24 protein-coding genes are annotated in these 26,614 nt (G+C 68.3%); 13 read left to right on the top strand and 11 right to left on the bottom strand.

The annotated features are described in order from the left end of the window. Window positions 1–119 precede the first annotated feature (119 nt). The 4 genes from VLF18_RS00780 (at window position 120) to VLF18_RS00765 (ending at window position 2,500) form a co-directional block, all read left to right on the top strand. Window positions 120–392, top strand: a complete 273-nt coding sequence (locus VLF18_RS00780; RefSeq protein ID WP_325277704.1) for a hypothetical protein — start codon at window positions 120–122, stop codon at window positions 390–392. A gap of 359 nt (window positions 393–751) precedes the next feature. After that, on the top strand, window positions 752–1,336 hold the full coding sequence (locus VLF18_RS00775; protein WP_325277703.1) for a hypothetical protein: 585 nt from the start codon (window positions 752–754) through the stop codon (window positions 1,334–1,336). 46 nt (window positions 1,337–1,382) lie between these two features. Then, window positions 1,383–1,655, top strand: coding sequence for a hypothetical protein (locus tag VLF18_RS00770; RefSeq protein ID WP_325277702.1), 273 nt, complete (start codon window positions 1,383–1,385; stop codon window positions 1,653–1,655). A gap of 299 nt (window positions 1,656–1,954) precedes the next feature. Further along, complete coding sequence (locus VLF18_RS00765; RefSeq protein WP_325277701.1) at window positions 1,955–2,500, top strand: hypothetical protein; 546 nt, start codon at window positions 1,955–1,957, stop codon at window positions 2,498–2,500. Window positions 2,501–3,096: 596 nt separating this feature from the next. Here VLF18_RS00765 and VLF18_RS00760 read toward each other — a convergent pair. The 4 genes from VLF18_RS00760 to VLF18_RS00745 form a co-directional block, all read right to left on the bottom strand. Then, window positions 3,097–5,859, bottom strand: coding sequence for a C25 family cysteine peptidase (locus tag VLF18_RS00760; RefSeq protein ID WP_325277700.1), 2,763 nt, complete (start codon window positions 5,857–5,859; stop codon window positions 3,097–3,099). 138 nt (window positions 5,860–5,997) lie between these two features. After that, window positions 5,998–6,660 (bottom strand): proprotein convertase P-domain-containing protein, encoded by a 663-nt coding sequence (locus VLF18_RS00755; protein WP_325277699.1) that lies wholly within the window; start codon window positions 6,658–6,660, stop codon window positions 5,998–6,000. Between the two features lie 83 nt (window positions 6,661–6,743). Beyond that, a complete protein-coding gene (locus tag VLF18_RS00750) occupies window positions 6,744–7,520 on the bottom strand; it encodes a M90 family metallopeptidase (RefSeq protein WP_325277698.1) in 777 nt (258 codons plus the stop codon). 90 nt (window positions 7,521–7,610) lie between these two features. Further along, window positions 7,611–7,976: a hypothetical protein gene (locus VLF18_RS00745; RefSeq protein WP_325277697.1), complete on the bottom strand. Its 366-nt coding sequence runs from the start codon at window positions 7,974–7,976 to the stop codon at window positions 7,611–7,613. A 331-nt stretch (window positions 7,977–8,307) separates the two neighbouring features. Here VLF18_RS00745 and VLF18_RS00740 point away from each other — a divergent pair, with 331 nt between their 5' ends. Both VLF18_RS00740 and VLF18_RS00735 read left to right on the top strand, forming a co-directional pair. After that, on the top strand, window positions 8,308–10,134 hold the full coding sequence (locus VLF18_RS00740; RefSeq protein WP_325277696.1) for a DegV family protein: 1,827 nt from the start codon (window positions 8,308–8,310) through the stop codon (window positions 10,132–10,134). Window positions 10,135–10,226: 92 nt separating this feature from the next. Continuing rightward, window positions 10,227–11,753, top strand: coding sequence for a hypothetical protein (locus tag VLF18_RS00735; RefSeq protein ID WP_325277695.1), 1,527 nt, complete (start codon window positions 10,227–10,229; stop codon window positions 11,751–11,753). A 319-nt stretch (window positions 11,754–12,072) separates the two neighbouring features. Here the strand turns inward: VLF18_RS00735 and VLF18_RS00730 are convergent, their stop codons facing one another. Then, window positions 12,073–14,454 carry a serine/threonine-protein kinase gene (locus VLF18_RS00730; RefSeq protein WP_325277694.1) on the bottom strand — a complete coding sequence of 794 codons (2,382 nt, stop codon included), beginning with the start codon at window positions 14,452–14,454 and terminating at the stop codon, window positions 12,073–12,075. Window positions 14,455–14,660: 206 nt separating this feature from the next. On the opposite strand from VLF18_RS00730, the gene VLF18_RS00725 reads away from it, so the two are divergent. Beyond that, entirely contained in the window at window positions 14,661–14,909 is a 249-nt protein-coding gene (locus tag VLF18_RS00725; RefSeq protein ID WP_325277693.1) for a hypothetical protein, read from the top strand. On the opposite strand, the gene VLF18_RS00720 is transcribed toward VLF18_RS00725, so the two are convergent. The 4 genes from VLF18_RS00720 to VLF18_RS00705 form a co-directional block, all read right to left on the bottom strand. Continuing rightward, window positions 14,910–16,112 (bottom strand): lipase family alpha/beta hydrolase, encoded by a 1,203-nt coding sequence (locus tag VLF18_RS00720; protein WP_325277692.1) that lies wholly within the window; start codon window positions 16,110–16,112, stop codon window positions 14,910–14,912. It abuts the gene before it with no gap. A 154-nt stretch (window positions 16,113–16,266) separates the two neighbouring features. Continuing rightward, window positions 16,267–17,148: an oxygen-dependent coproporphyrinogen oxidase gene (gene hemF / locus VLF18_RS00715; RefSeq protein ID WP_414717167.1), complete on the bottom strand. Its 882-nt coding sequence runs from the start codon at window positions 17,146–17,148 to the stop codon at window positions 16,267–16,269. A gap of 194 nt (window positions 17,149–17,342) precedes the next feature. Continuing rightward, window positions 17,343–17,744, bottom strand: coding sequence for a hypothetical protein (locus tag VLF18_RS00710; protein WP_325277690.1), 402 nt, complete (start codon window positions 17,742–17,744; stop codon window positions 17,343–17,345). A gap of 74 nt (window positions 17,745–17,818) precedes the next feature. Further along, window positions 17,819–18,511, bottom strand: coding sequence for a YdcF family protein (locus VLF18_RS00705; RefSeq protein WP_325277689.1), 693 nt, complete (start codon window positions 18,509–18,511; stop codon window positions 17,819–17,821). 114 nt (window positions 18,512–18,625) lie between these two features. On the opposite strand from VLF18_RS00705, the gene VLF18_RS00700 reads away from it, so the two are divergent. The 6 genes from VLF18_RS00700 to VLF18_RS00675 all read left to right on the top strand — a co-directional run bounded on the left by VLF18_RS00700 (window position 18,626) and on the right by VLF18_RS00675 (window position 24,936). Continuing rightward, complete coding sequence (locus VLF18_RS00700) at window positions 18,626–19,816, top strand: beta-ketoacyl-[acyl-carrier-protein] synthase family protein (RefSeq protein ID WP_325277705.1); 1,191 nt, start codon at window positions 18,626–18,628, stop codon at window positions 19,814–19,816. Continuing rightward, entirely contained in the window at window positions 19,813–20,610 is a 798-nt protein-coding gene (locus VLF18_RS00695) for a beta-ketoacyl synthase chain length factor (protein ID WP_325277688.1), read from the top strand. The genes VLF18_RS00700 and VLF18_RS00695 overlap by 4 nt, the downstream gene beginning before the upstream one ends. Continuing rightward, window positions 20,607–21,404: a glycosyltransferase family 2 protein gene (locus tag VLF18_RS00690; protein ID WP_325277687.1), complete on the top strand. Its 798-nt coding sequence runs from the start codon at window positions 20,607–20,609 to the stop codon at window positions 21,402–21,404. The genes VLF18_RS00695 and VLF18_RS00690 overlap by 4 nt, the downstream gene beginning before the upstream one ends. 2 nt (window positions 21,405–21,406) lie before the next feature. After that, the gene (locus VLF18_RS00685) at window positions 21,407–22,666 is read left to right on the top strand and encodes a cation:proton antiporter (RefSeq protein WP_325277686.1); all 1,260 of its coding nucleotides are present in this window, start codon (window positions 21,407–21,409) and stop codon (window positions 22,664–22,666) included. 120 nt (window positions 22,667–22,786) lie between these two features. Beyond that, window positions 22,787–24,376, top strand: a complete 1,590-nt coding sequence (locus VLF18_RS00680) for an NAD(P)/FAD-dependent oxidoreductase (RefSeq protein ID WP_325277685.1) — start codon at window positions 22,787–22,789, stop codon at window positions 24,374–24,376. Then, window positions 24,373–24,936, top strand: a complete 564-nt coding sequence (locus VLF18_RS00675; protein WP_325277684.1) for a hypothetical protein — start codon at window positions 24,373–24,375, stop codon at window positions 24,934–24,936. The genes VLF18_RS00680 and VLF18_RS00675 overlap by 4 nt, the downstream gene beginning before the upstream one ends. Window positions 24,937–25,059: 123 nt before the next feature. Here VLF18_RS00675 and VLF18_RS00670 read toward each other — a convergent pair whose 3' ends face one another. Next, window positions 25,060–26,250, bottom strand: a complete 1,191-nt coding sequence (locus tag VLF18_RS00670; protein WP_325277683.1) for an AGE family epimerase/isomerase — start codon at window positions 26,248–26,250, stop codon at window positions 25,060–25,062. Beyond that, window positions 26,247–26,614: PfkB family carbohydrate kinase (locus tag VLF18_RS00665; protein WP_325277682.1), on the bottom strand; the 368-nt coding region annotated here is incomplete at its 5' end. The genes VLF18_RS00670 and VLF18_RS00665, both read right to left, overlap by 4 nt.

The following is a 26,614-nucleotide window of genomic DNA, read 5'->3' as shown; positions in this document are numbered from 1 at the left end:
GAATCGCCGATCAACTGGAGTCGTCGACGCACACGAGTGCGGGCGAGCGAGTGAGAGTAGGTCGTCTGCGACCTGAGTCGCTCGGTGCGCTGCTCCGCCCGATAGTCGGAATATCGTCTGTGGGACTGTCGCTCAGTGTTGTTGATTATCTGCAGGTACTTGACTGGACGGGTCGGAGGCTGGCGCCGGGAAAGCGCGGAAGGATCAGTGGTCCCGCGCCAGCGATCATCGAGCGACTCGACGCGACACACGAGCGATGGGCGTCGCGCGTTCGCGGCTATGGCGGCGGCTGGGCCAGAATCTCCGGATCCGCGCAGGATCTGATCGAGATGGCCAAGCGTCTGGGGCAGAGATGGCTCAAGGGCATCGGACTGGCGCAGCGGCTGGCTTAGGCCAGACCGTGGCCCTTGATGTAGCGTGGGTCAATTCGTTCGTTCGCTTGATGTGACGCTTTGCGTCTAACCTCTGCAGGTTCAGTCTGGCGGCAGGCTCTGGTATCACACCGGGGTCCTCGGCCTTCAGCTCGGTCCACGCCAAATAGTGGGTGTCCTTTTCTACACAAAACCTGGAACGGTTACTCTGCCTGGCAAGCCGATCTACGACAAGCGCTCAACAAGAATAGGAGGAGAGGTAGTCCGAAAGATCATCGGCTACACGCCGAGTAGAACGGTAAAGGGTGTGTTCGAAATTGAAGTTAATCCATCAGCCAGTGGCAGAACCGAAGTGATCACTCACAGATTCTTCCGTCCAAATGAACAGTGAATTTCAAAATACGTTCAATGCGCTATTTCATGCTTGGCGCGCGTCGGGCACGGACTGCTCAAAAGCAATAATTTGCTATCCGGGGGCAATTGCTGATGCTCGCGTCGAGGGAGTGAGTGTCGAATTTTTTCCAGATAGCGGTGATCCATGGTTCGGCACGTTCCAAAACGGTGACTTGTCTCCTAACTCAGTGAGTTATTCAGGGGCGCATCCAAACAGGACACATGCTGTTGTCGTCTCGAACGGCGAAGGATACATAGTGAACGTGTTTAACCCTCCCGAATGGGAGGGGATATCCATTCGCCCGATCATGGGTGTTCTGGTCGATGAATTGGCCGGTGTTATGATCGCATGGGACTTCGTGCGGATGATTTGTTTAGATAGAGCTGGAGTGCGGTGGAAGACGCCTTCGATTTCGTCGGATGGAATCAAAGACGTTTCATTAGCTGAGGGCTGCGTGCAAGCTACGATATGGGATGCCGCGGCTTCCAAGGAGATTGTCGCCAAGGTCGCCATTGCCGATGGGAAAATTCTAGGCGGCGCAGCTAGCCCTGAACTGATAGGGATTAGATAGCTGTGCCTCGCAGGGCCTGAAATTCGAACTGGCAGGCGCGAGGTCTGTGGGACTGTCGCTCAGTGCTGCTGACTATCTGCAGGTACTTGACTGGACCGGCCGGAGGCTGGCGCCGGGAAAGCGCGGAACGATCAGTGGTCTCGCACTGGGGATCATCGAGCGACTCGACGCGACACACGAGCGATGCGTGGCGCGCGTGCGCGGCTATGGCGACGGCTGGGCCAGAATCTCCGGATCCGCGCAGGATCTGATCGAGATGGCCAAGCGTCTGGGGCAGAGATGGCTCAAGGGCATCGGACTTGCGCAGCGACTGACTTAGGCCAGACCGTGCTCCTTGGTGTGGTGTGGGTCAATTCGTTCGCTTGATGTGACGCTTTGCGCCTAACCTCTGCAGGTAAGTTTGGCGGCAGGCTCTGGTATCACACCGGGATCCTCGGCCTTCAGCTCGGCCCACGCCAAATAGTGGGTGTCCTTTTCTACCCGTGCAATGCGTCCAAATCGACCCGGCCGGTTCGGTGATGGGATAATTGGGGCGCAGGCGCTCGAAAACAATTTGCCACTCGTCACTAACGACAAAGCTTTAAGGGACGCTGTCAAATCCCTCGGAGGCACAACAAGATGATCACTACGGAAGAAACATTCGTTGGCAGCGATACGGCGACCGTGCTTGGCGGTTCACTAGTGATTAGATCGAAACTGAACAAGGGTGACAGGGCGGCAGATTTGATTTTTGAGTTTCGCGATGGGCTGATTCTAGAAAAAAACTTCATGGATCTAAGATTCAATGAGGCTTCGAAGAAGCTAGTGCCCATTTTAGAGGTTCTATGGTGGGGCGGTTGCGCAGTAATGATCGGACTAAGAGTATGGCTTGTATTGGCCGGAAGTCCGATCGCGCAAGTCGATCGTCTTGAGCTTCATCGTTCGGCCAGTGACGATTCCGGTTTCTATTCCCTAAGGTTTTTGGAGATAGACAGCGTCCTGATAGGCGTATACGAAGGAGGTGTTGTTGCAGTTTCAAACGCAGGAAAAATTATTTGGCATCGACAGAAGCATTGGGATGATGAGCTGTTGTGCGTCGACGGAGATCGTCTGGTTTTCTTGGCTGAAAATGGGCGGCGATTTGCTCTTGATTGCGGAAGTGGTAAAGATGTGGTCTTGGGTTGAGGCGGTAGTGTTGCTGCCGCTTTCGGACGTTTGCGAGGATGACGATCTTGCTCGCCCTAGTCGCAAGCACTTCTTCGTGCGCCGCGTACAACGTCGCTCGCGCGCAGGCCGTCGATCACCTGCTCGACATGGGCAAGCGTTTGTCCGAGCCGCGAATTGAAACGAAAGCCGGGGCCGAGGTGAAGTTCTGGTTCGACGCAGAATGCGTAATGACCTCGCGGGCGCGATGGAATCCGGAAGATATTCGAGCCGTGGAGGCACGGCTGGCGCACGCGGTAGCGGTGATGAGAAATGTCTTCAGTGCGCTTTGCGCGAAGCGCGCAACAGGGGGGCGGAATAGTCGCCTGGGTGCGGTCGTCTACCCGGCAGCCGCGGGGTGCTCTCGCTACAGCGCGCAAACTGTCCGATGTGCGGTCGCTCATCGGGTTTGTCCGTCGCATGCCTCCGGATTCGCTCGTCAGCCGTCTCGTCGACGACGCATCAGATGACACCCGCGCGATCAGTTGTAGAAAGTGGTTGTGCCGAGAACGCGCGAAGCAACGAGTGAAGAGGAGTGAGAAAAGAGTGGGGGTGCTCTCCACCGAACACTCGCTTTCTTACTTGCTGGAAAACTTCGCCGCTCCCGCCGCGCTTTCACCGCCACGCGCCGTCGCCTCGACGGGTACATCAAAGCCACTACGCAGCAGCACATCGCCGGTGTTGACCGCATCGCTGGTCGTGCGCAGCGCGGCCGCGGCTTCCGGCGGCTGCACGGCGACGGCGGCCGGCTTCGGCTCGGCCGGTTTTTCTTCGGGCTGTGCGTCGGTGCGCGGTACGAGGTTGAGGCGCGCGATCGCGTCGAAGGGATTGACCGGGTCGGCGATGTAGCCGCGCACTTCGGCGGCGGCGGCGCGCACGGCGGCCGGCGGTTCGGGCAGGGTGAAGCGGTTGCCGAGTACAACGAAGCGCGTGGAGTGCAGGCGCTTGCCGTCGCGGTCGAGCCAGCTGACTTCGGCCTTGCCGCGGAATGCCGGGCGGTCGATCGTCGCTTCGATCGCATCGGGGCCGAACGGCCGCGCGACGCGCGTGAAGCGGAACTCGCCGTTGGGGCGTTCGAGCACGACGGCCGGGTCGCCGAGCAGGTTGTAGGTTTCCACGAGCGTGTCGTCGCGGACGGCCTGCTTGCCGGCGACGATCGACTCGCCGATCGTGCGGCCCGGCTTGATCAGTTCGCTGACGATGGCCTTGCTGTATTGCGCCGACGGCGAATTGCGCCACGACGCTGCGAACACCGCGATCGCGCCGCGGCCGGGTTCGCGCAGGAAGCGTTCGCCGATCGAATCCTCGGTCGGGTTATCGAACGGCGCGGAATAGCAGGTCATCGACAGCACCATCGGCAGGCGGCCGCCGTTGTTGAGGTTCGACACGTCGTCGAGCGTGAACAGGTCGTGATTCTTGCGCAGGTCGGGCGGGCCCGTGCGCCAGATGTAGCGGCCGCCGTGGCCGATGAAGTGCACGAGCAGCCGGCCGTCGTTGAGGCCGTCCTTGATCGAGGACTGGTGCGCGAGGTTGTCCTTCTCGTCCTTGCTCGCGTAGACCTTGTCGCTGAGGAAGCCGTCCTTTTCGAGCGACTTGGAGATCTCGTCGGAGGTGTTCTTGAAATAGTCGCTCTCGTCGGTGATGAACATGACGTCGCGACGCCAGCCGCCGAGCTGCGGCGTGCTCAGGTAGTTGATGGTCTTGTCGACGATGGCCTTGACCTCGGCCGGCTCGACGACCGGCAGGCGGCCGAGCGCGATGACCGGATGCAGCGGGTCGCTGCCGACGCTGACGAAGTGGTTGTCGCTCGCCGACTGGCCGTCGTAGGACATGAACTGCCAGGTCGGAATCAGCGCGCGATGCTTGAGGTCGGCCGGCGTGTCGGCATACGGCGTGCTGTCGATATCGCCGAACTGGCCCGGCGCGAGCAGTTCCGAATCGGCCCATTTCGCGAGATTGCGCCGGTTGATGCGCTGGTGGCGGATGTCGAAGCTCGCGTCGCCGACGAGCAGCGCGAAGCGCGGCCGCGGCTCGGGCCACTTCGTATACGCCTGCTGCATCAGGTTGCGGATCGCCTGCGGATGCGTGATGCCGTCGTTGAACTGGTCGTAGACGTCGTTGACGTCGATGACGGCGACCTTGAGGCCGCGGCGCCGATGGAATTCGGCGAGCGGCTGGATCGCGTCGATCAGGCGCGCGTGGCTGATCATGAGGTAGTCGACGGGTTCGGCCGGCGTGTGCCAGTTGCCTGCGGCGACGGCGCGCACGGACTGCGGCGCGACGAAGCGATCGTCGACGACCGGATACACGACCGCGTTCGCGTCGATGCGGCCGAAGTCGCCGCCAGTGCCGGTCCAGCGCCGGCCGTCATCGCCGTACAGCGCGACCGTGCCGCCGCCGTGCTGCAGCGAGACCTTGCCGCCGCCGGCGACGCGAAACGCATCGGTCGAGCGCGCGAGGTCGCCGTCGGCCGGATAGTCGATGTCGATCGAATTGAACATGACGACGTCGACGACGAAGTTCGGATCGTTCGGCTTGACCGGCCGCTTCGGCACGTTCAGCGTGAAGCGGTTGCCCTTTTCCTGCAGCGCCGCGGCCGGCAGCGTGAACTGGCGTTCGACCTCGTTGCGGCCGTCCCACTCGAACGTGGCGACCGGCTTGCCGCCGAGCTGTACGACGATGCTGTGGTCGATCGTCTTGGTCTGGCCGGGCGGAACCTGCGGCGCCGTCGACATGCCGCGGAATTTCAGCGTGAACGTGGCCGTGCCGCCGCGCGCGGCGAGGTCGGGCAGGTCGGCGTCGAACGAGAACGGCTCGGGATCGACGTGGGTGAGCTTGGCCCAATGCCAGAAATCGGCCTCTTCCCACTGCTTCACGTGATTGTGGTTGAGCCGGATCATGAGGTTTTCCTGCTCGAGATGCAGGCGCCTCGTCAGGCTGGCGGGCGCACCGCCCGGCACGGCGGGCGCGTCGGCGAAACGCGCGTGCGGACCGGGGCTGCCCGAGAGCAGGTAGACGTTGACCGAACTGTAGGTGTCGAACCACGACAGCGGTCCGTGCAGCGGCTTGCCGATCCATTCGATGCGGTCGCCCGGCTGCAGGGTCGCGCCGCTGCCGCTGATCCGGATCGGCACTTCGCGGCCGCGCTGGGTCAGGGTCAGCGACTCGCGCGGGCAGCCGGCGAGGCCCGGTGCGGCCGCCGCGATGCTGGCCTGATCCAGCGCATAGACGCCGGCATGCTCGATTTCGATGTGGACGCTGCCGGCGCAGGCGAGGACGGCGGAGGCGGGAAGAGCGGACAGCAGAACCAGGCAGACAGCGCGACGGATGGGCCACAGCATGAGCGAACAGAACCTGCGAAATCGTCTTTGCGACCGAATCCGCGAGGCTACTGGTTGGTCAATCCGTATGCAATCGCGACCGTCGGCCTGTGCGGCCGGCGGCGCGGGTGCAGCGGCGAACGGACGGATCTGTCCGGATCAGGTCGCCGGTTCGAAATCGTCTTCGAAGATCTGGTCGGTCTGGTCGATGATGAGCGTCGCTGCGTTGACCGAGCCGGTACCGCTGCCGGGCTGGCCCGGGGTCGGATCGCCGGCGTCCCAGAACGTCAGCGTCCAGGTGCCGTTCGCGAGTTCGGGCGCGAGATTGCGGAATTCCGTCGACAGCTGGACTTCTTCGCCGCCCGGGTTCTGACCGCCCGGCGTCGATGCATGGTAGGAGCCGGGCGGCACCGTGGAGAACGCGGCTCCCCACCAGTCACCGGCGGTGCTGGTGTCTTCGAAGGTGTAGAGGCCGTTGAGAATGCCGTTGTGGCCGCAGCCGCCGGGTACGTTCGAGCCGGTGTGGCTGAAGACGATCTTGGAAGGCGTGCCGCCGGGAGCGGCCAGCTTGACGACGAGGTCGCCGCGCCAGGTGTGGTTGAGATTCATGCTGACGCTGACGGCGACGACCGGGACGAGAAGTCCGTTGACGTCGAAACTGACGACGCGCGGCTGGCCCAGGTTGTTGACGCCGCAGCTCGGCGAGCCGGCCGGTGCATCGGGAATGGCGCCTGTATTCGTGCCGTTGAACGAGTCGGCGGATACGGACGAGGAGGCCAGAAGGCCGAATCCGAGCAAAGCCAGAACCGCGGTGCTGCGCATGCCTTCCACTCCAGAAGCGACAGAGAAAACCGCCGCAGTGTAGCCGAAACCCGTGCGGCCGACGCCCGTCCGTGCGGCGTCGTTCAGATTGCAGTCGTTGCCGCGTCCGGCCGGAACAGGCGCTGCAGCAGGCCCGCGATCGCCGGCATTTCGCGCGCGACGAGCGCCTCGTCGGAGTACCAGGCCTCGACGAGACAGGCGAAGAACTCGTCGGGACTTTCCGCCGCATACGGATCGATTGCGGTCTCCTGTTCCGCGTCGACAGCAGTGCAGTGCGCGTCGTAGGCCTGCTGGAATGCGCGTATCCATTCGGCGCGCGGCAGCGTCGCCGGCAGCGGCGGCACGCCGTCGCTGCCGCCGTCGAGCATGTCGAGCTTGTGCGCGATTTCGTGGATGACGACGTTGAAGCCCGAGTGCGGGTCGGCGAGGTCCTGCTCGATGTCGGCCCAGGACAGCACGAGCGGACCGCGTTCCCAGGCTTCGCCGATCAGCGCGTCGTCGCCCTCGGTGACGACGCCGGTGTCTTCGTCGTGATGTTCGCGACGCACGCGAAACTCGCCGGGATAGACGAGGATGCGGCGCCAGCCGCGCAGGTGCGCATAGCCGAGATCGAGTACGGGCAGGCAGGCGAGCGCGGCGATCACGAGACAGCGGTAGTCGTCGAGTTCGACGCCGGCCAGCGGCACGTACTGCTTGTCGGCCAGGAATCGCTCGCAGAGGCCGCGGAGCCGGGCCGCGTTCTCCGGCGTCAGCGCCGCAACGAGCGCGCAGTCGGATGCGACCCGGTTCCAGGTCGCGTCGTCGATGGGTTGGGGGCGCGGACTCAGGCGCTCGCGCAGGCGCCGGAAGAAATCGATCACGCGCCTATGATGCCGCGTCGGCATGCCGATGCCACGCGGTCGCGGTCGTCGTGGGGTCGGGATTATGCGATCGGGATGGCTTGATCGGAATTACTTGATCGAGCCGGGCAGCACCGACTGCCAGCGCAGGCCGCCGCCGCGCGGCTTCGGCGGGGTGACGGCATCGACCGACGGCAGCGACGACGAGGGTGCGTTGTCGCCGCCCGGAACGGTCGCCACATTCTCTTCGCCGACCGTGCCCCGGGCATCGACCGGTACGCTGACCGGAGCGCTCTGGCCGTCGTGGTAGATCACGCGTGCGTTGCCGCCCGGCTGGATGTCGCAGTCCTGACGCGACTGCGCCAGGGCCACGCCGCCCGGCGCCGGATTGCCGAGCAGGTATTCGTCTGCATGGCTGGCGCCGGCCAGGAACGCCAGGCCGAGCAGCAGGATCAGGGAACGCGAAAAGGTGAGCATCGGTGGCTCCGGGATGGCGGAACGCTGGCACGGGCTCGCTGGCGGGACGGCATGCTCGCACGATTGAGCCGGTGTCGCCAGCGCGGTCGCGCGACTACAGCAGGCTTCGTGCCAACCCTTTCCCGAGCTCCCCGGCCTTGCGCAACAAGGGCTTGAAGTCATGGCCGTTGTCCGGACTGTCCGCTGCGGGCACAGCGGACAGCGACGGACAGTTCCATGGATGCGCCGAGGCGAGGCTTGGTTGCGTCGATTGCGCACGGCCCTGCCCGCGGCTGAGATTCACGCTGCAGCGCAGCGCGCACCGGGCGGGCTCGGCTGGCTAGACTCGGGCATGAACAGCGCGCCCGCCGATTTCCATCTGATCCCCCGCGGCTGGCGGCCCGGCGGCGTCGCGCTGAAGCGCGTACTGCTGGCCGGCATCCGCCGCGTGCTCGCCCGCCGTGACGCGATCAACCGCATCAACGTGTTTCCGGTCGCCGACGGCGATACCGGGTCGAATCTGGCCTTCACGTTGAGCGCCGTCGAACAGGCGCTGCGGCCGTGGCGTTCGGGCAGCGCCGGCAGCCTGCTGCGGCGCGCCGGCGACGAGGCGATCGACGGTGCGCGCGGCAATTCGGGCGCGATCCTCGCGCAGTTCCTGCAGGGCGTCGGGGAGCATCTGGCCGACCGGCCGCGACTGGGCCTCGACGAACTCGCCGACGCCGTCGATATCGGCGCGCGCCAGGCACGCGGTGCGGTCGCCGAGCCGCGCGAAGGGACGATTCTGTCCGTCATCGCCGCGTTCGCCGCCGCGCTGCGGCGGGAAGCCGGCAACGGCGATACCGATCTGCGCACGGCCTGGTCGCGTGCCGTGGCCGCGAGCCGCGACGCGCTCGCGCGCACGCCGGAACAACTGGCCGTGCTGCGCAAGGCCGGCGTCGTCGATGCCGGGGCGCTCGGCTTCGTCGAGCTGCTGGCCGGCATCGACGACTACCTGCAGCGCGGCCGCGCCGGACTCGCCGCCGCCGCGGAATTCCAGAGCGACGCCGGCGTCATGGCCGAAGCGCCCGAGCCCGACGCGACGCATCGCTGGTGCACCGAATGCGTGCTCAGCGCCGAGGCGATCGACCGCGACGCCGTGCGCGCGTCGCTGCAGGCGCTCGATCATTCGAGCCTCGTACTGGCCGGCACGCGCGAGAAGCTGCGCGTGCACGTGCACCTGGACGAACCGCAGCAGCTCTACGACGCGCTCGCGCGCTTCGGCCGTGTCGGCAGCCGCAAGGCCGACGACATGCGCGCGCAGCAGCGCGCGACGCAGTCGCGGCTCAGCGTCGCCGTGGTCACGGATTCGGCGGCCGATCTGTCCGACGACGCGCTCGAGCGCCTGCCGCTGCATCTCGTGCCGGTGCGGCTCAATTTCGGCGCGCAGGACTATCTCGACAAGGTGTCTTTGTCTCCGAAGGAATTCTTCCACGAATTGCGTACGAATCCGGCGCTGCCGCGCACGTCGCAGCCGCCGCCGGGCGACTTCCGGCGCCTGTTCGAGTTCCTGCTGAGCCATCACGACGAGGTCGTCTACGTCGGTCTGTCGCGCGCGGTCAGCGGCACGCTGCAGGCCGGCGAGAGCGCCGCGCAACGCTGTGCGGCCGGACGCGTGACCGTGGTCGACTCGCGCACGGCCTCGTGCGCGCAGGGACTGCTCGCGCAGCGCGCGGCCGAACTGGCCGCGCAGGGACTCGCCGGTGCGCAAATTGCCACGCGGATTGCCGCGCTCGTGCCGCAGACCGCGCTGTTCGCCTATGTGCGCGACCTCAGCCATGTCGTCCGCGGCGGTCGCCTGCCGCGCTGGACGCTGTCGCTGACGCGCTGGCTGCGGTTGATTCCGATCGCCGCGGTCGGTGCCGACGGACGCCTGCATCTGCGTTCGGCACTGCGTCTGCGCGCCGACCTGCCCGAACGCTTCGCGCGCTGGGTACTGCGCCGCCTGACGCCGGCGCAGCGCGGCGGGCGCATCCTGATCGGCCACTGCGACAATCTGGCCGAAGCCGGTCGCGTCGCCGCGGCGTTGCGCGACGCGCTGCGTCCAGTGTCGATCGAGATCGTGCCGATGGGTGCGGCGATCTCCGCGCATGCGGGTCCGGGAACCGTGCTCGTGAGCGTGCTGCCCGACGAAGGCTGACCGGTTTCGCCGCGCGCTGGGGGATTTGCGCGCCTCGCCCGTCACAGACGACGTGCGCGCCGCGCGGTCGCGCGGCGGTCAGGAGGCCGGGGATGTTCCGAATCAAGCAGGGATTGCTGCTCGCGACCGCGCTGCTCGCGGGTCAGGCGCACGCCGTCGTACTCGGCGTGCGTGATCAAGGGCAGGCGCTGATTTTTCCGTACTACAACGTTCAAGCGGGCAACACGACCCTGCTGCAGCTCGCGAACAACAGCGATCACGGCAAGGTCGTGCAGCTGCGCGTCGCCGAAGGGCAGATCGGCGAGACCGCGCTCGTGTTCAACCTTTATCTGGCCGGACGCGACAGCTGGAGCGGCGCGATCGCCGCGGACACGCCAGACGGCGGCGCGGTGCTGCTCAGCGACGACGCGAGCTGCGTGATCCCGGCGCTGACGACCGCCGTGCCGAATCAACCGGGGCGCCGGCTGCAGGAACTGCGGATCGACGACAAGCCCGATGCCGATCCCGCGCGCGAACGCGAGGGCTGGGTCGAGGCGATCGAAATTGCCGCGATCGCGCCCGACACGATGACCGATCGCCACGTCGGCAACGTGGCCGCCGTGCCGCGCTACTGCGCCGGCCTCGCCGCGGCCTGGACCGCGCCCGGCGGCTACTGGGCGAACCAGCCGCTGCGCGATCTCGTCAATCCGCGCGGCGGCATCAGCGGCTATGCCGCGGTCATCAATGTTGCGGCCGGCACGTTCTTCGGCGCCGCGGCCGTTCCGCTCGACGAATTCCGCATCGATCCGGCCGATTCGCCGCGCGGCACGACTGCGAGCGTCGTGCGGCATTTCGTACCGTCGGCGCGGCAGCTGCTGACGCTCGCCGATACGGTCAGCGATCCGGACGAGCGTTCGGTGGTCGCGCGCGTCGTCGCCGACAACCGCAGCTTCGAACTGAGCTATCCGCTGGAGCGTGCCGTCGACGCGGTCAGCGCCGTGCTCACGGCCAGCGAGATCGCGGCCGACTTCGACACGCGCCGCGACATCGGCGCGACGAGTTCATTCGTGCAGGTTTTCCCGACCAAGCGCTTTTATACGAATCCGGCGTTGCTGCCGCCGGGCACGACGACGCCGCTGCCGCCGTTTCGCGCGATGTACAACGCACAGGCGCCGTTCTCGGTGATCGAGCGCGAATGGCTGCTCATCACCGACCGCGAGGGCGGCATCGTCGCCGACTCCGGCGGCGTGCAGTTCGGCGGCTGCGAGGCGAGCGTGCGCCATCCGGCGACGGCGCTCGCCGTCACCATGCCCGGCGGCAATCCGCCGGATGCGCTGCTCGGCACGCGCTTTCACGGACCGATGAGCCAGGTCTGCGGCGGCGGCAACGGCGAGCCGCTGTACATGGCCGGGCAGGTCACGCTGAAGCTCGGCCGCCCGACCTTCGGCAACGGCCCGATCGCGCTGCGCCCGTCGCGCGAAGGGCTGCGCCTGGCCGGCCTGCCCGTCATCGCGCTGCGTCTCGTCAACTACGTCAACGCCAGCGCGCAGCAGGGCGTGCTTGCGAACTACTCCGCCGTCGCGACGCCGTCGGCGAGCGTGCAGTGCGTCGACGGGACGGGTGAGGCGTGCGTGCCTTAAGTGGGAATCGGGAATCGGGACTCGTAAGAGCAATGCCGCTTCGATCCCTCTCCCCCGAGCTTGCCCGGGGGAGAGGGTAGGTGAGGGGGAGAAACACCAGCGTGCGAGCTGTTTGATTGTCGCGATACCGGAGCCGGCGACTGGCGACAACCGATAGTGATCGCCTCGGCAGCTTCTCCCCCTCACCCCAGCCCTCTTCCCCGGGCAAGCTCGGAGGAGAGGGAGTCTTACCGTGTTGCATGTGGGCGCGGGACGTTTTGAGCGCGGACGCGCGCCGCCGGCTTGAACGATTCCCCGTTCTCCATTCCCGATTCCCACCTCAAAATCCACACGCCGCACGCCACTGCGCGAAATCATCCGCGACGCCGGGGCGCGTCGCGACGCTGATGGCCTCGGGTGCGGTCAACGCCGTGCGCAGCGCAGCGGGCGCTTCCGCTTCGCCGAGCCGGCACCGCGCATAGGCGAGCGCGGCGCGTTCGTAGGCGGCGCTGCGACGGTCGCGCTGCGGGGTCTTCGCGCGTTCGGCGAGCACGGCCTCGAGTTCCTTCGCCGCATCGGCCGGCTGGTCGCGCGCGAGCAGCCAGCGCGCTCGCGCCGCGCGTACGCCGATCAGCTGGCGCGCGCTGTCGCCGGCGGACGCATTGCCGACGGCGAGCGCTTCGTCGAAGGCGGCGCCGGCGTCGTCGAGGCGGCCGGCGCGCGTCAGGATGCCGCCGTAGTCCACCGCGAACACGAGTACGTCGGGATGCTGCGCGCCCATGAGCCTGCGCGCGTCGGCCAGCGCGTCGCGCAGCAGCGTCAGGCCTTCGTCGCGGCGGCCTTTCGCGAACAGCACCTTGGCGAGCGTGCGGCGCAGGAACAGGTCGCTGCGGTAATAGACCGTGCTCTCGCGATTGGCCAGTTCGCGCGCCCGCGCGAGCCGCCGTTCGGCACGATCGAGTTCGCCGAGCTGGATGTCCAGCGTCGCGGCGTTGCCGAGTGCGAGCGCGAGCTCGTCCTGCTTGTCCGGCAGATTCGCTTCGAGCACGGCGATCGCGCGTGCCGTGTGTTCCGCCGCACGGTCGAGCTGGTCGAGCGACTGCGCATAGATCGCCGCGGCGCGGTCGAGGCCCGAGCGCAGCAGGCTGCCGTCGTCGCCAATCCGCGTGCGGCGCGCGAGCGCGCGCTCGATCCACGCGAGCGCGGCCTCGGCCTGGTTGCGGTCGTACTGCGCCATCGCGGCATAGCGCATGTGCAGCGCGAGGTCGTCCTCGGGCACCGGATCGGCCTGCTCGAACAGGCCGACCGCGCGCTCGAACAACTGCACGGCGCGATCGCGCACGCCGATCTCGTAATAGACGTGGCCGATCGATGCGACCAGCGCGGCGCGCACTTCGGGCTTGAGTTTCTCCATCTTCGGCTCGTCGAGCCGCGCGGCCGTGCGATCGAGCAGATCGAGCGCGCTGACGCTGCCGGCGCGGATTTCCGCCGGCCTGGCCGACTGATACAGCGTGATCGCGAAATCGGCGAGTTCGCTGGCGCGGTCGCGTTCGCGCGCGACCGCGGCGAGCTGGCGATTGATGCTGATCACGTGATACGTCGCAATGCCGACGAGCACGCCGGCCGCGGCGAGCCACGGCCAGCGCCGGCGCAGCCAGCGCCGCGCGGCGTAGCCGCGTTCGCCCCGGCGCGCCTGCACCGGTTCGCCGGCGATCGCGCGGTCGATGTCGGCGTTCCAGTCGTCGACGCTGCGATAGCGGTCCTCGGGCCGCTTGCGCAGCGCGCGCAGGCAGATCGCGTCGAGGTCGGCGCTGACCGCGGCGCGCCCGCGCCGGCGCGCGACCTGCGACGGCGGCGGCGGATCGAGATGCAGGATCGCGTGGGTCAGCGCCGCGGCGCCCGCCTCGGCGTGCGGCGGCTCGCCGGCGAGCAGTTCATAGAGCAGGCAGCCGAGCGCGTGCACGTCGGCGGGGATGCCGGCGAGTTCGCCGCGGATCTGCTCCGGCGCGGCATAGCGCAGGGTCAGCGGACTCGCGCCGGTCGCCGTCGCCGCGGTGTCCTCGTCGAGCATGCGCGCGATGCCGAAGTCGAGCAGGCGCGGTTCGCCGTCGGTGTCGACGAGGATGTTCGCGGGCTTGATGTCGCGATGCACGACGAGCCGGCGATGCGCGTAGGCCACCGCGTCGCCGATCCGGCGCAGCAGCGACAGTCGCGCACGCACGCTCAGCGCGTGCTGTTCGCAGTACTGCGTGACGCGCAGGCCGTCGATGTACCAGATCGCCAGGAAGGGCCGGCCGTTCCCGTCGGTGCCGCCGTCGATGAGGCGCGCGATGTTCGGATGATCGAGCGAGGCGAGGATCTGCCGCTCGCGCACGAAGCGGCGTTCGTCCGAGGCGCTCCAGGCTTCGCGGTCGATCTGCTTGATCGCGACGCGGCCCGCGAAGCCGCCGTCGTCGCGCTCGGCGAGCCAGACGCGGCCCATGCCGCCGCGACCGATCTCGCGGATCAGGCGATAGCGCGCGATCTGCGGCGTCGCCTCGCGCGCGGCGTCGAGCGCCGGCATCGTCTGCGCGGCCGCGTCGAACAACTTGCGCAGCGAATCCGCGAGCGCGGCGTCTTCGCCGGCGAGGGTGAGGAGCGCGCGCTCGCGCGCGTCGTCGTCGAGTTCGCTCAGGCGCAGGTATTCGTCTTTCGCGCGGCGATAGCGCGCGGCGTCGGTCATGCGAAGTCCGTCCGTCGTCGAGACGGCGCGCAGCATACGCGCAGCCCTGCCGCGACGTCGCCGATGGTGTTCGCTGCGGCCCTCGCATGCGTTCTCCGGTGGGCGGGCGCGATGCGCTCGCACCGGCGGCGGCGACAGGCTATCGTCGGCTTTCGCCCGCCGCGCCGCGCCGCGGCGCTGTCGTCTGACCACGTAGGAGCCGTGCCATGCCGCAAGCCAAGAGCCATATCGAGATCGCGTTCCGTTCGATTCCAGTATTCGCCGACGACGGTCAGCTCGATATCGGCGAGATCAATTTCCTGCTCGGCCTGGCGCTGCGCGACGACGTGGTCGACGACGACGAGCGCCGCGTGCTCGGACAGATCTTCGAACAGGCCGAGAAGGGCCACGTGCCGGCCAAGGTGCAGGCGCGCATCGACGAGGTGCGCCAGAAGCACAACATTCCGCGCGACTGATCAGTCGGCGGCCCATTCGCGCAGTCGCTCGTAGACGCGCGGATGGTTCATCAGATCCATGTGGCCGAGGCCGCGGAACACGTGGCGGCGCTCGGCCGGCAGCTGCAGCGACTGGTGCGGATCCGCATGCTGGCCGAGCGCGCTCGGCACCGGCACGAGGCCGTCGCCGATCCAGCGTGCGCGCGTGCCGTCGCTGCTGCCGGCCAGCGTCGCGGCAGCCAGATACCAGCGCGCGCCGGGAATCGGCGGCAGCGGTTCGATCGCGGTGTCGTCCCTGCGCGCGCGCGGCCGGTCTCGGTCGCTGCACCAGCCGTGGCGCAAGTCCTTGACGCCGGCGCTGCGGCGTTCCGTGAGCTTGGCGAGCGCGCGCGTGTACGGCACGGCTTCGAGCGCGGCGCTCAGCCGGCCGCCGATGCGTTCGAGCGGCGCGCCCAGGTGCGGAGAACCCAGACACACCGCCGCGACGAGCCGCTCGCGCCATGGCAGCGCGGCGCGCGCCGCGTGACTGCAGGCGCTGCGGCAGACCAGGCCGCCCATGCTGTGGCCGATGAGCACGATGCGTTCGATCGCGCGCGGATGCGAGTCGAGGAGCGTCTGCAGCGCGCGCGCGAACTCGCGGCCGTTCGTCGAGATGCGCCGGCCGCTGTTGTAGCGCAGGCGCACGGCGCTTCCGCCGAGGTCGCGTTCGAGCCGCGTGCCGAAGTCCTCGCCGTCGCGGTCTTCCCACTGGCTGTCGTTGAGGCCGAGGCCATGCACGAGCACATACAGCGTGCCGTTCGCACACGGCAGCTCGCGCGCGAGCGTCGCGGCATCGAGGGTCAGCGCGTGACCATTGCGGCAGAACGCGAGCGAGACCGCGAGCGGATTGCGCGTCGCTTCGAGGTGATCGCCGACCGCGCCGTTCAACGCACTGATCCAGGCGCTGGAGACGCCGGGCAACGCGTCGTCTTCGCCGCGCGGCAGCAGGTAGCGTTCGTAGAGGCCGAGCGAACCGATCGCCGCGCTGCTCGCGACGTGGCCCACCTCGCGCAGTCGCGCATAGACGAAATCGGTCGTGCGCGTCAGCAGCTGGCCGAACGGCAGCAGCCGCGCGAACGGATTGAGCACGGCCTGATGCATGCCTTCGACGACATCGAGCGCGCCGAGAAATCCTTCGCCGGCCAGTTGGGCCGTGCCGCGCAGGAAGTCGAGTCGGGATTTCATCGGCGATCGGGCATTCGGCGCTGGGCGGGAACCGGCTTCCGTTGCCGTCTCCCGGATATTCAACGGGCCGCCTTCATGGCGGCCCGGCATGACCGGCAAGCCTAGCCGATCTCGATGGAGCGTTGCAGGTTCCGTGCCGCCGCCGCGCGGCGCATCAGAGCCAGTCGCGCGGCACGAGGTAGTCGGCGAGCCGTGCCTCGTCGCTGCCGGCTTCGGGTTGATAGCCGTATTCGAATCGCACGCGCGGCGGCAGGCTCATGAGGATCGATTCGGTGCGTCCGCCCGACTGCAGGCCGAACAACGTGCCGCGGTCCCAGACCAGGTTGAACTCGACGTAGCGGCCGCGCCGGTAGAGCTGGAATTCGCGTTCGCGCTCGCCGAACGGCGTGTCCGCGCGGCGCTCGACGATCGGCAGGTAGGCGTCGAGGAACGCGTTGCCGACCGACTGCGTCAGCGCGAAGCAGCGCTCGAAGCCGCCGTCGTTCAGATCGTCGAAGAACAGGCCGCCGACGCCGCGCGTCTCGTTGCGGTGCTTCAGGAAGAAATACTCGTCGCACCAGCGCTTGTAGTGCGGATAGACCGCGTCGCCGAACGGCATGCAGGCCGCGCGCGCGGTTTCGTGCCAGTGACGCACGTCCTCGTCGAACGGATAGAACGGGGTCAGGTCGAACCCGCCGCCGAACCACCAGACCGGCTCGGCGCCGGGCTTGTGCGCTTCGAAGTAGCGCACATTCATGTGCGTCGTCGGCACGTACGGATTGCGCGGATGCAGCACCAGCGATACGCCGAGTGCGCTCCAGCTGCGCCCGACGAGTTCGGGCCGCTGCGCCGTCGCCGACGGCGGCATGCGCTCGCCGTGCACGCGCGAGAACCCGACGCCGGCCTGCTCGAACACGCGCCCCTGCTTGAGCACGCGCGACCGCCCGCCGCCGCCCTCGGCGCGCTGCCAGCTGTCCTCGGCGAAACGCGCGTGTCCGTCGGCGCTTTCGAGCGCCGCGCAGAGGCGGTCCTGCAGGTCGTGCAGGAAGGTTTGCATGCGGGAGACAGGGGGGTGGGGCATGAGAGAGAGCTTTCGCAGAATCGTGGGGTGGGTTGAGCGACGCGAAGCCCGACGTCGTGGTATTGCCGAAAGCAGCGCCTCCGGGAAGCTGAGGGATGCTCCGTCACGCATTCTTCGCTGGTCAGACACCTCGATGCCGGGCTTCGCCTGCGGCTCAACCCAACCTACGGTCAGGTTCCCAGCAGCGTCAACTCGCCGCTGATATCGACGACGAGGTTGTTGATCCAGCTGTTGTAGTTCTGGTGGATCAGCTTCTTGCCGTCTTTTTCCATGAAATTGAGGTTTTCCGAGTCGATGTAGCTGATGCGGATGTCCTTCGCATTCCAGTCGATCGCGATGCGGGCCTTGTGGTCGCGGACGAGCAGCGTGGCCTTGATCGCGCCGGGCTTGTCTTCGGAGACGACCCATTTCCGCCCGACCAGCGCCTTCTTGACGATCTTCGCGACTTCCGCGCTCGGGGTCTTCGGCGGAATCGCGATCGGGTCGGGATTCACGAGCGGCGCTTCGCGCCAGCCGGCGAGCAGCAGCAGGATCGGAAGAAGCAAAATAAGTACAAATCTATTACGCAGCATGTTCGCTCCATCGATGTCGGGCCGGACGGCCCGCCGCGCATGGTAGGCGGCGCGACTGCGGGCGGCAATCGCGCTCAGGTCACGCGGTCGACCATGCGCCTGTGGCCGATGAGCCGCGCCCAGCGGCGGCCGATGTCGAACCAGAGGCAGTAGCTCGCTTCCAGCGCGATGCGCGCGAGCAGCGCCGGCGTCCAGCGCAGCCGCGGTTCCGCAGCGACGATCTGTGCGTCGAAGCCGAGCGACCGCGCGAGCAGCAGGCAGCGCGGCAGGTGATACCGATTGCTGACGAGGGCGACCGGCGTGGCGGCGGCGCCGCCGAGCAGGTCGCGTGCGTTGCGCAGATTTTCCAGCGTGTCGGTCGAGGCGTCCTCGCAGCGCACGTTCGCATCCGCCGGAAGACCCTGCTCGCGCAGCCGCGCGAGCGCGGCGGCGGCTTCGCTGAGCCCCGCGCCGGTGCGGCCGCCCAGCAGCAGCAGCGCATACGGGCGCCCCGCGAGCAGGCTGCGGACGCGCTCGATCCGCGCGGCATAGTCGGCGTCGATGGCCTCGCCGGCCAGGCGCTTGCCGAACAGCAGCAAGGTCTGCGCCGTGGCGGGGGCCAGCGGTGCGCGTTGCGCGAGCACGAGCGTGCGCAGGACGAACCAGACCCAGAGCAGACCGCCGGTGAGCGCGACCGCGAGCGCGCTGACGGTCAGCGAATGCCAGACGTCGCGGTCGCCCAGGTGGCGCCAGGGGCCGTCGCGAAACGGCGAATACGAAGTGCTCATCGGGCTTGCGGCGGCGGGGATTCATGAACGGAGGCGCCGTTGTATAGTCGGCCGCCCCGGCCTTGCAAGCCGGCGAATCCGTTTCCTTTCAGGGCGTCGCGCTTGCCACTACCGATTTCACCGCTGGCCGTGACGGCCTACACCGCCACGTCGGCCGCAGGCCGCGGCTCGACCGCCTTCCACGCGTCGCTGCGGCAACGGCGCGGCGGCCTGCGCAGCAACGATTTCGGCAGCGATCCGCTGCCGTGCTGGATCGGCCGCGTCGATGGCCTCGAAGACGAACCGGTCCCCGGCGAATTCGCGACGATCGACTGCCGCAACAACCGCCTCGCATGGCTCGGGCTGCAGCAGGACGGCTTCCTCGCCGCCGCGCGCGAGGCGATCGCGCGCTACGGCGCCGACCGCGTCGCGGTCGTGCTGGGCACCTCGACCGCGAGCATCGGCGCGACCGAAGAAGCCTATTGCCGGGTCGACGAGACCGGCTCGTTCATTCCGTCCTACCGCGATTTCCTGCTGCATTCCCCGCATTCGCTCGTCGCGTTCGTGCAGGGATTGCTCGGCGCGACCGGCCCGGCCTTCACCGTCGCGACGGCCTGCTCCTCGAGCGCGAAAGTCTTCGCCCAGGCCGAACGCCTGATCCGGCTCGGCTGGGCCGATGCCGCGATCGTCGGCGGCGTCGACACCTTGTGCGGCAGCGTGCTGTACGGCTTCAACGCGCTGCAGCTCGTCTCCGACGAGCCGTGCCGGCCGTTCGACGTCGCGCGCCGCGGCATCTCGATCGGCGAGGCCGCCGGTTTCGCGCTGCTCGAACGCGTCGCGGCGCGCGCCGACGCGCCGCAGCTGCTCGGCTGGGGCGAATCCAGCGACGCGCACCACATGTCCTCGCCGCATCCGCAGGGGCTCGGCGCGCGGCTCGCGATCGCCGGCGCGCTGGAGCGTGCCGGCCTCGCGGCGTCCGCCGTCGACTACGTGAACATGCACGGCACGGCGACGCCGGCCAACGACGCGGTCGAAGCCGTCGTCGTCGCCGAGACCTTTCCCGAGACCACGCGCGCCAGTTCGACCAAGGGCTGGACCGGGCACACGCTCGGTGCCGCGGGCATCGTCGAAGCCGTGGCCTGCCTCGTCGCCCTCGACCGCGGCTTCATGCCCGGTACGCTCAACTGCACCGCGCCCGACCCGGCCTGCGGCCCGCAGTTCGCGATAGACAACGTCGAGCGTGCGCCGCAGATCGCGCTGTCGTCCTCGTTCGGCTTCGGCGGCAACAACGCCGTGCTGGTGTTCGGTCGCGGAGGCCGCGCATGAGCGAACTCGTCGTACGTGTCGCCGGCATCGGCGTCTATGGGCCCGGACTGACCGGCTGGCCGGTCGCCGCGGCCGTGCTGCGCGGCGAGCGCGAATTCGACGGCGCCGACCCGCCGCGTCCCGCGCCCGGCCTGCTGCCCGCGGCGGAACGCCGGCGCGCGCCGGACACCGTGCTGTATGCCTCGCAGGCCGCGACCGAAGCCTGCGCGATGGCGCAGGCCGACCCGGCGCAGCTGCCCTGCATCTTCAGCTCGACCCAGGGCGACATCGCGATCACCGACTACATGTGCGCGACGCTGGTCCAGACGCCGCGCGAGCTGTCGCCGACAAAATTCCACAATTCCGTACACAACGCGGCGGCCGGCTACTGGAGCATCGCGACGGGTTGCCGCGAGCCGGCGACCGCATTGTCCGCCTGGACCGACAGCGTCGGTGCGGGCCTGCTCGAAGCCGCGATCCAGGTGGCCGACAGCGGCGCCCCCGTGCTGTTCGCAGCCTACGACGTCGCCGCGCCGGGTCCGCTGCATTCGGCCGTACCGTTCGACCGTGCGTTCGCGCTGGCCTTCGTGCTCGCGCCGCCCGATTCGGCACCGGGCATGCGGCTCGCGCTGCGGCGCGCCGCCGACGGCGCCGCCCGCGACGCCGTGGATGCCGACTGGGCGCGGGCGCTGCGCGCGCAGAACGCCAGTGCCGACGGCCTCGCGCTGCTGCAGGCACTCGCAGCGAACGCGCCGCGCACGCTGCATATCGGCGCCGGGCCGCAGCTGACCCTGCGGGCGGAGTTCGCGCCATGAACCTGCGTGCCGCCGTGCTGATTCCCTGTCTCAACGAAGAGCGCGCGATCCGCGCGATCGTCGAAGGTGCGTTGCAGTACAGCCCGCACGTGATCGTCGTCGACGACGGCTCCAGCGACGGGACGGTCGCCGCGCTGGCCGGCCTGCCGATCGAACTGATCCGCCACGAGCGTCCGGGCGGCAAGGGCAACGCGCTGCGCGCGGGCTTTCGCCGCGCGCTCGAACTCGACGTCGACGGCGTCGTCACGATGGACGGCGACGGCCAGCACTTCTACGGCGACATCCCGCGCCTCCTGCGCGTCGCTGCGGGCCTGCCGAATCACATCGTCGTCGGTGCGCGCCTGATCGGCCGCGAGAAACAGCCGAAGATCCGCCGCGTCGCGAACGACATCGCCGACTGGGGCATCGCCTGGGCCGTCGGCCAGCGCCTCGTCGATTCGCAGAGCGGACAGCGCTGGTATCCGCGCGAAGTCGTGCGGCTCGCGGTCGACGTCGCGCCGCAGGGTTTCGTGTTCGAGGCCGACATTCTCATCGAAGCCGCGCGCCGGCTCGGCACGCGCGTCGCCGCGGTGCCGATCGAGGTGCGCTATGCGGGCGAATTCCGCCGCAGCCATTTCAAGCCGCTGCGGGATTTCTGCCGGATCACCTCGCACGTGTTCGGCCGCGTGGTAGAAGTCGGCTCGGTAGTGCGTACGTACAGGATCGCGCGCGCCACGCCGATCGACGTGATCGATCCCGACGGCACGCGGTTTCGCGTTCCGCCGGAACCCGCCGGCGCCGCCGGGAGGGCTTGAGAGTGAGTCATTCGCTGCTGCTGCTGCAGCTCGTCGTGATACTCGGTACGGCGCGACTGCTGTCGCTCGTGCTCGGCCGCATCGGCCAGCCGCCGGTGATCGGCGAGATGATCGCGGGCCTGGCACTCGGGCCGATCGCGCTCGGCCAACTCGTGCCGGGCCTGCACGCGCAGTTGTTTCCGCCGCAGAGCCTGCCGGCGCTGACCGGCATCAGCCAGATCGGGCTCGTGCTGTTCATGTTCATCGTCGGTGCCGAACTGCGTCTGCCGACCGGGCTGCGCGCGCAGATGTCGGCGTCGATCCGCGTCGGCGGGCTCGCGATGCTGCTGCCGTTCGCGCTCGGCTTCGCGATCGCGCCGTGGCTGCATCCGGAACTCGCGCCTCCGGGCGTCGGCTTCCTGCCGTTCGCCTTGTTCGTCGCCACGGCCATGGCGATCACCGCGTTTCCGGTCATGGCGCGCATCCTCAAGGACAAGGGGCTCGCGAACACGCCGGTCGGCGTACTCGGCCTGACCTCGGCCGCGGTCGCCGACGTGTTCGCCTGGATGCTGCTCGCGCTCGTCGTCGCGCTGATCGTCGCTGACGGCGGCTGGGTCGGATTCGCGCGCACGGTGGCCGGGCTCGTCGTGCTCGGCATCGTCGCATTCGCGCTCGTGCGCCCGGCGATCGGCGCGCTGCTGCACCGCCACGCCGCGGGCGGCCGGCCCGAAGGATCCGTGCTCGCGCTGCTGCTGATCGTCACGTTCGCGTTCGCCGCGCTGACCCAGTGGCTGCAGCTGCACGAGGTGTTCGGCGCATTCCTGTTCGGCGTCTGCCTGCCGCGCGACGAGCGCCTGCTCGACACGCTCGTCGAACGTCTCGAGCATGTGGCCGTGATCGTGCTGATGCCGGTGTTCTTCGCGCTCGCCGGGCTCAACACCAGCGCCGACGCGTTCACCGGCATGGGCCTGTCGGCGATGGCCGCGATCCTGCTGCTCGCCGTCGCCGGCAAGATGCTCGGCGGCGCGGCCGGCGCGCGCCTGTGCGGCATGAACTGGCGCGACGCCTGCGCGCTCGGCGCGCTCATGAACACGCGCGGCCTCATGGAACTGATCGTGCTCAAGGTCGGCCTCGACGTCGGCGTGATCGGCAAGGAACTCTTCACGATGCTGATGCTCATGGCCGTCGTGACCACGCTGATGACCTCGCCGCTGCTCGGCCTGCTGATGCGCCGCGAATGCGCCGTCGCGGCCGCAGCCGGCGGCAAGCCGCAGTCGGTCTGACGGCCGGCACGGGTTGGCGGAGCAACGTGCTTTTTCAGGGCGGCATCGGTCGAACGGCCGGGTAAGATGGCCTGCCGGCCGACCGGCAGCATGACGACATTCGGCAGCAAGGACGGGACGATGAGCGAAACGCGACACGACGTGGTGATTCTCGGCGGCGGCCTGGCGGGGCTCTGCCTCGCGCTGCAACTGCACCAGCGATTCCCGGGCATCGCCGTGCGCGTGCTCGAGCGGCGCAACCACCCGCTGCCGCCCGCCGCGCACAAGGTCGGCGAATCGAGCGTCGAGATCGGCGCGCATTATTTCGACACGGTCATCGGCCTGCGCGAGCATCTGCATACCCAGCACATCTACAAGTTCGGGTTTCGCTTCTTCTATTCGGAAGGCCGCGAGGATCTGCCGGCCGTCACCGAGCTCGGCGTGCGCCAGGTGCTGCCGCGTCCGACCTACCAGCTCGATCGCGGCATCCTCGAAAATCATCTCGGCGAGGAAGTGCGCCGCAAGGGTATCGACTTCCTCGACGGCGCGGTCGTGCGCACGGTCGACATCGCGAGCGGCAACGACGACCACACCGTCAGCTACGACTGCGATGGCGCGCGGCATGTCGCGAAGGCGCGCTGGGTCGTCGACGCCGCGGGCCGCGCGAACATCCTCAAGCGCAAGTTCGATCTCGCCGAGGCGAACGGCCACGACGCGAACTCGGTCTGGTTCCGCATCGACGACAAGCTCGAAATCGACCAGTGGTGCAACGACGAGCGCTGGCGGCTCGAATGCTCGCCGCCCGAGCGCTGGCGCTCGACGAACCATCTCTGCGGCCCGGGCTATTGGGTCTGGCTGATTCCGCTGGGCTCCGGCGCGCATTCGGTCGGCATCGTCTGCGACGCAAAGATGCATCCGCTCGAAACCATGAACACGTTCGAGAAGGCGATGGCGTGGCTCAAGGAATTCCAGCCACTGGTCTGGCGCGAATGCGACAAGCGCCGCGACAAGCTGCTCGACTTCAAATTCCTGCGCGGCTTCTCGCACGGCTGCAAGCAGGTGTATTCGGGCGACCGCTGGGCGATCACCGGCGAGGCCGGCGTGTTCCTCGATCCGTTCTATTCGCCGGGCAGCGACTTCATCGGCATGTCCAACAGCTATGTCTGCGCGCTGATCGAGCACGACCGCAAGGGCGATCCGGTCGGCCCCTACGCGAAGATCTACCAGCAGATCTATTTCTCGTTCTACGAATCGACGCTGACCCTGTACCGCGACCAGTACCCGCTGTTCGGCGACGCCGAGGTCATGTCGACGAAGGTCATCTGGGACTACGCCTACTACTGGGGCGTGCTCTGCCAGATCGTGTTCCAGGACCGCCTGACCGACCTGCGCCTGTTCAGCGACCTCAAGGCCGAACTCGAATCGGTGCGCGCGCTCAACGTCGAGATGCAGTTGTTCTTCCGCCGCTGGATGGCGCTGAACCCGCCGACGAATCCGGCCACGTTCCTCGACCAGGGCGAGCTGCCATGGTTCCACGAACTCAACCGCACGCTGCACGACCCGCTCGACGACGATGGCGTGCGCGCGCGCATTCGTGAAAACGTGGAGATGTTGAAAAATCTTGCCGCCGGCATCGTTGCGCAGGCGCAGCTCGACTGCCCGGGCCTGGAGGGACTGCCCGGCGCCGGCGACGCGGCCGCGACCCCGTCGCTGTTCGATCTCGCCGCATGAACGCGCGCGCTGCGCTGTTGCTGGCGACACTCGCAGGACTGGCCGGCTGCGCGCCGTCCACGGCGCCGGCGCAAACCGCCGCTGCACCGCCGGCCGCCGCTTCCGCGGAGGCCGCGCCGGCATCGGCCGACGACCCGTCGCGCGGCGGCGCGCGGCGCGGCACCTGGCTGCGCGCCGAGTCCGAGCGCGACGAGCTGCCGATCGTCTGGGAGTTCCGCGACGACTACGCGGCACCGGCGGGCCTGCCGCCGCGGCTCGTGATCGTCTCGCAGGTGCGCGACATCCCCTACGTCGGCCAGATCGACACGACGCTGCGCGCCGAACTCGCCGGGCGCGAACAGCGCCTGATCGACGCGCTCGCCGGCCATGCGGAGCTGATCGCCGTGCTCGACTGGCGCCTGCAGCACGACTGGTACTTCTACGGCGGTCCCGAAGTGACGCGCGAGCGCGTGATCGCCGCCCTCGGCAACACCGGCGGCCGCGACATCAAGGTCAGCGTGGAAACCGACGGCGGCGAGTTCTACACGGCGCTGAAAAAACGCGTCGGCAAGACCCCGTAAGGCGCAATAACCGAGGGGCATTGCGCAAGCGGCCCCGATTGCGCCGACGGACCACGCTTTACGCCGACAACCCCACACCACCGGACAAGCGGATTTGGCGCAATGCCCTTCGGTTATTGCGCCCTACGTGTGCATGACGTCGTAACACGCGCCCATCGTGTGGTAGTCGGTCTTGCCCGCGGGGCTTTTCGCGTCGTCGTATTTGCGGTTGCGCCGATCGAGGATGCGGTACCACGCGCCGTGTTCGTGATCGACGAAGCGGGTCCACGCGTACGTCCACAGCCGGTCGTACCAGCCCCAATAGTCCGCGTCGCCGGTCGCGCGCGCGAGGCGCGCCGCGGCGGCGATCGATTCGGCCTGGACCCAGAAATACTTGTCGTCGTCGCAGATGCGGCCGTCGGGCGCGAAGCCGTACTGCAGGCCGCCGTGTTCGTCGTCCCACGACGACTGCACGGCGCGGTCGAACAGGTGTCGCGCGGTCGGCAGCAGCCACGCCTGCGGTTCGCCGCGCTCGCGCCAGTGGCGATCGAGGATCAGCAGCAGCTTGCTCCATTCGGTCTGATGGCCCGGCTGGAAACCCCAGGGCCGGAACAGGTGCCTGGGATCGTCGCGGTGATAGTCCCAGTCGACATTCCACTGCGCGTCGTAGTGCTCCCAGACGAGACCGCCGGCGAGTGCGGCCTGACGCCGCGTGAGGTTGTCGGCAAGCGTCAGCGCGCGTTCGAGATAGCGGCGCTCTCCGGTCGCCTCGAACGCGGCGAGCAACGCTTCGCAGGCATGCATGTTCGCATTCTGGCCGCGATAAGTGGAAAAGTTCCAGTGTTCGTCGGCCTCGTCGCGGTACAGGCCGTAGTCCGCGTCCCAGCAGCGCGCTTCGAGCAGGTCCCAGGTCTCGCGCAGCCACTCGCCGGCTTCGGCGATGCCGGCCTGCAGCGCACGCGCATACGCGAGCACGACGAACGCAAGCCCGTAGGTGTGGTTCGTGCGGTCGTCGGGACGGCCGTCGCGGATCGTCCAGGCGTAGCCGCCGGTCCGCGGGTCGCGGTGCACGTCGCGCAGATAGGCCAGGCCGTGGCGCGCCGCGGCCAGATGGCCGGCATCGCCGAATTCGCGCGCCGCCATGGCGTAGTTGAAGACGAAGCGCGTGCTGCTGACGAGATGGCGGTGGCTGCGCTCGTAGACGCTGCCGTCGTCGCGGAAATAGTGGAAAAAGCCGCCGGCGGGATCCAGTGCGTGCGGCTGGTAGAACGCCATCGTGTCGGCGATGTGCCTGCGCAGGAATGCCGGGTCGCGGAAGTCGGGCAGCGTGTTCATGCGAACGTCTCCAGGAACGTCACGAGGTCGGACGGCGTCGGCATCGCGGCGAACGCGCCGGGACGCGTGACCGCCACCGCGCCGGCCGCCGCGGCCTGGCGCAGCGCGGCGTCGCGATCGCCGTCGTCCTGCAGGAACGCGTCGAGTCCGGCCGCGCCGACGTCATGCCGGGCGAGCCAGGCGAGCAGGCCGCCGACGAAGGCATCGCCGGCGGCGGTCGTGTCGACCGCACGCACGGCAAAGGCGTCGAGGACGCCGCGGCGCGTGCGCGTATGCCACTGCAGCGGCCGAGCGCCATCGGTGACGACGAGCCAGCTCGCGCGTCCCTGCCACAGGCGCTCGATCGCGCCCGCCTCGCCGCCCC

The organism is Tahibacter sp. (genome assembly GCF_035481375.1).
Lineage (GTDB): Bacteria > Pseudomonadota > Gammaproteobacteria > Xanthomonadales > Rhodanobacteraceae > Tahibacter.
This window is presented reverse-complemented; position numbering and strand designations above follow the sequence as displayed.

Excerpts from the sequence above, each read along its gene's own strand:
- VLF18_RS00775 (WP_325277703.1), top strand. The coding sequence starts at position 752 with ATGAACAGTGAATTTCAAAATACGTTCAATGCGCTATTTCATGCTTGG.
- VLF18_RS00765 (WP_325277701.1), top strand. The coding sequence starts at position 1,955 with ATGATCACTACGGAAGAAACATTCGTTGGCAGCGATACGGCGACCGTG.
- VLF18_RS00760 (WP_325277700.1), bottom strand. The coding sequence starts at position 5,859 with ATGCTGTGGCCCATCCGTCGCGCTGTCTGCCTGGTTCTGCTGTCCGCT.
- VLF18_RS00755 (WP_325277699.1), bottom strand. The coding sequence starts at position 6,660 with ATGCGCAGCACCGCGGTTCTGGCTTTGCTCGGATTCGGCCTTCTGGCC.
- VLF18_RS00745 (WP_325277697.1), bottom strand. The coding sequence starts at position 7,976 with ATGCTCACCTTTTCGCGTTCCCTGATCCTGCTGCTCGGCCTGGCGTTC.
- VLF18_RS00740 (WP_325277696.1), top strand. The coding sequence starts at position 8,308 with ATGAACAGCGCGCCCGCCGATTTCCATCTGATCCCCCGCGGCTGGCGG.
- VLF18_RS00735 (WP_325277695.1), top strand. The coding sequence starts at position 10,227 with ATGTTCCGAATCAAGCAGGGATTGCTGCTCGCGACCGCGCTGCTCGCG.
- VLF18_RS00730 (WP_325277694.1), bottom strand. The coding sequence starts at position 14,454 with ATGACCGACGCCGCGCGCTATCGCCGCGCGAAAGACGAATACCTGCGC.
- VLF18_RS00725 (WP_325277693.1), top strand. The coding sequence starts at position 14,661 with ATGCCGCAAGCCAAGAGCCATATCGAGATCGCGTTCCGTTCGATTCCA.
- VLF18_RS00720 (WP_325277692.1), bottom strand. The coding sequence starts at position 16,112 with ATGAAATCCCGACTCGACTTCCTGCGCGGCACGGCCCAACTGGCCGGC.
- hemF (WP_414717167.1), bottom strand. The coding sequence starts at position 17,148 with ATGCAAACCTTCCTGCACGACCTGCAGGACCGCCTCTGCGCGGCGCTC.
- VLF18_RS00710 (WP_325277690.1), bottom strand. The coding sequence starts at position 17,744 with ATGCTGCGTAATAGATTTGTACTTATTTTGCTTCTTCCGATCCTGCTG.
- VLF18_RS00705 (WP_325277689.1), bottom strand. The coding sequence starts at position 18,511 with ATGAGCACTTCGTATTCGCCGTTTCGCGACGGCCCCTGGCGCCACCTG.
- VLF18_RS00695 (WP_325277688.1), top strand. The coding sequence starts at position 19,813 with ATGAGCGAACTCGTCGTACGTGTCGCCGGCATCGGCGTCTATGGGCCC.
- VLF18_RS00690 (WP_325277687.1), top strand. The coding sequence starts at position 20,607 with ATGAACCTGCGTGCCGCCGTGCTGATTCCCTGTCTCAACGAAGAGCGC.
- VLF18_RS00680 (WP_325277685.1), top strand. The coding sequence starts at position 22,787 with ATGAGCGAAACGCGACACGACGTGGTGATTCTCGGCGGCGGCCTGGCG.
- VLF18_RS00675 (WP_325277684.1), top strand. The coding sequence starts at position 24,373 with ATGAACGCGCGCGCTGCGCTGTTGCTGGCGACACTCGCAGGACTGGCC.
- VLF18_RS00670 (WP_325277683.1), bottom strand. The coding sequence starts at position 26,250 with ATGAACACGCTGCCCGACTTCCGCGACCCGGCATTCCTGCGCAGGCAC.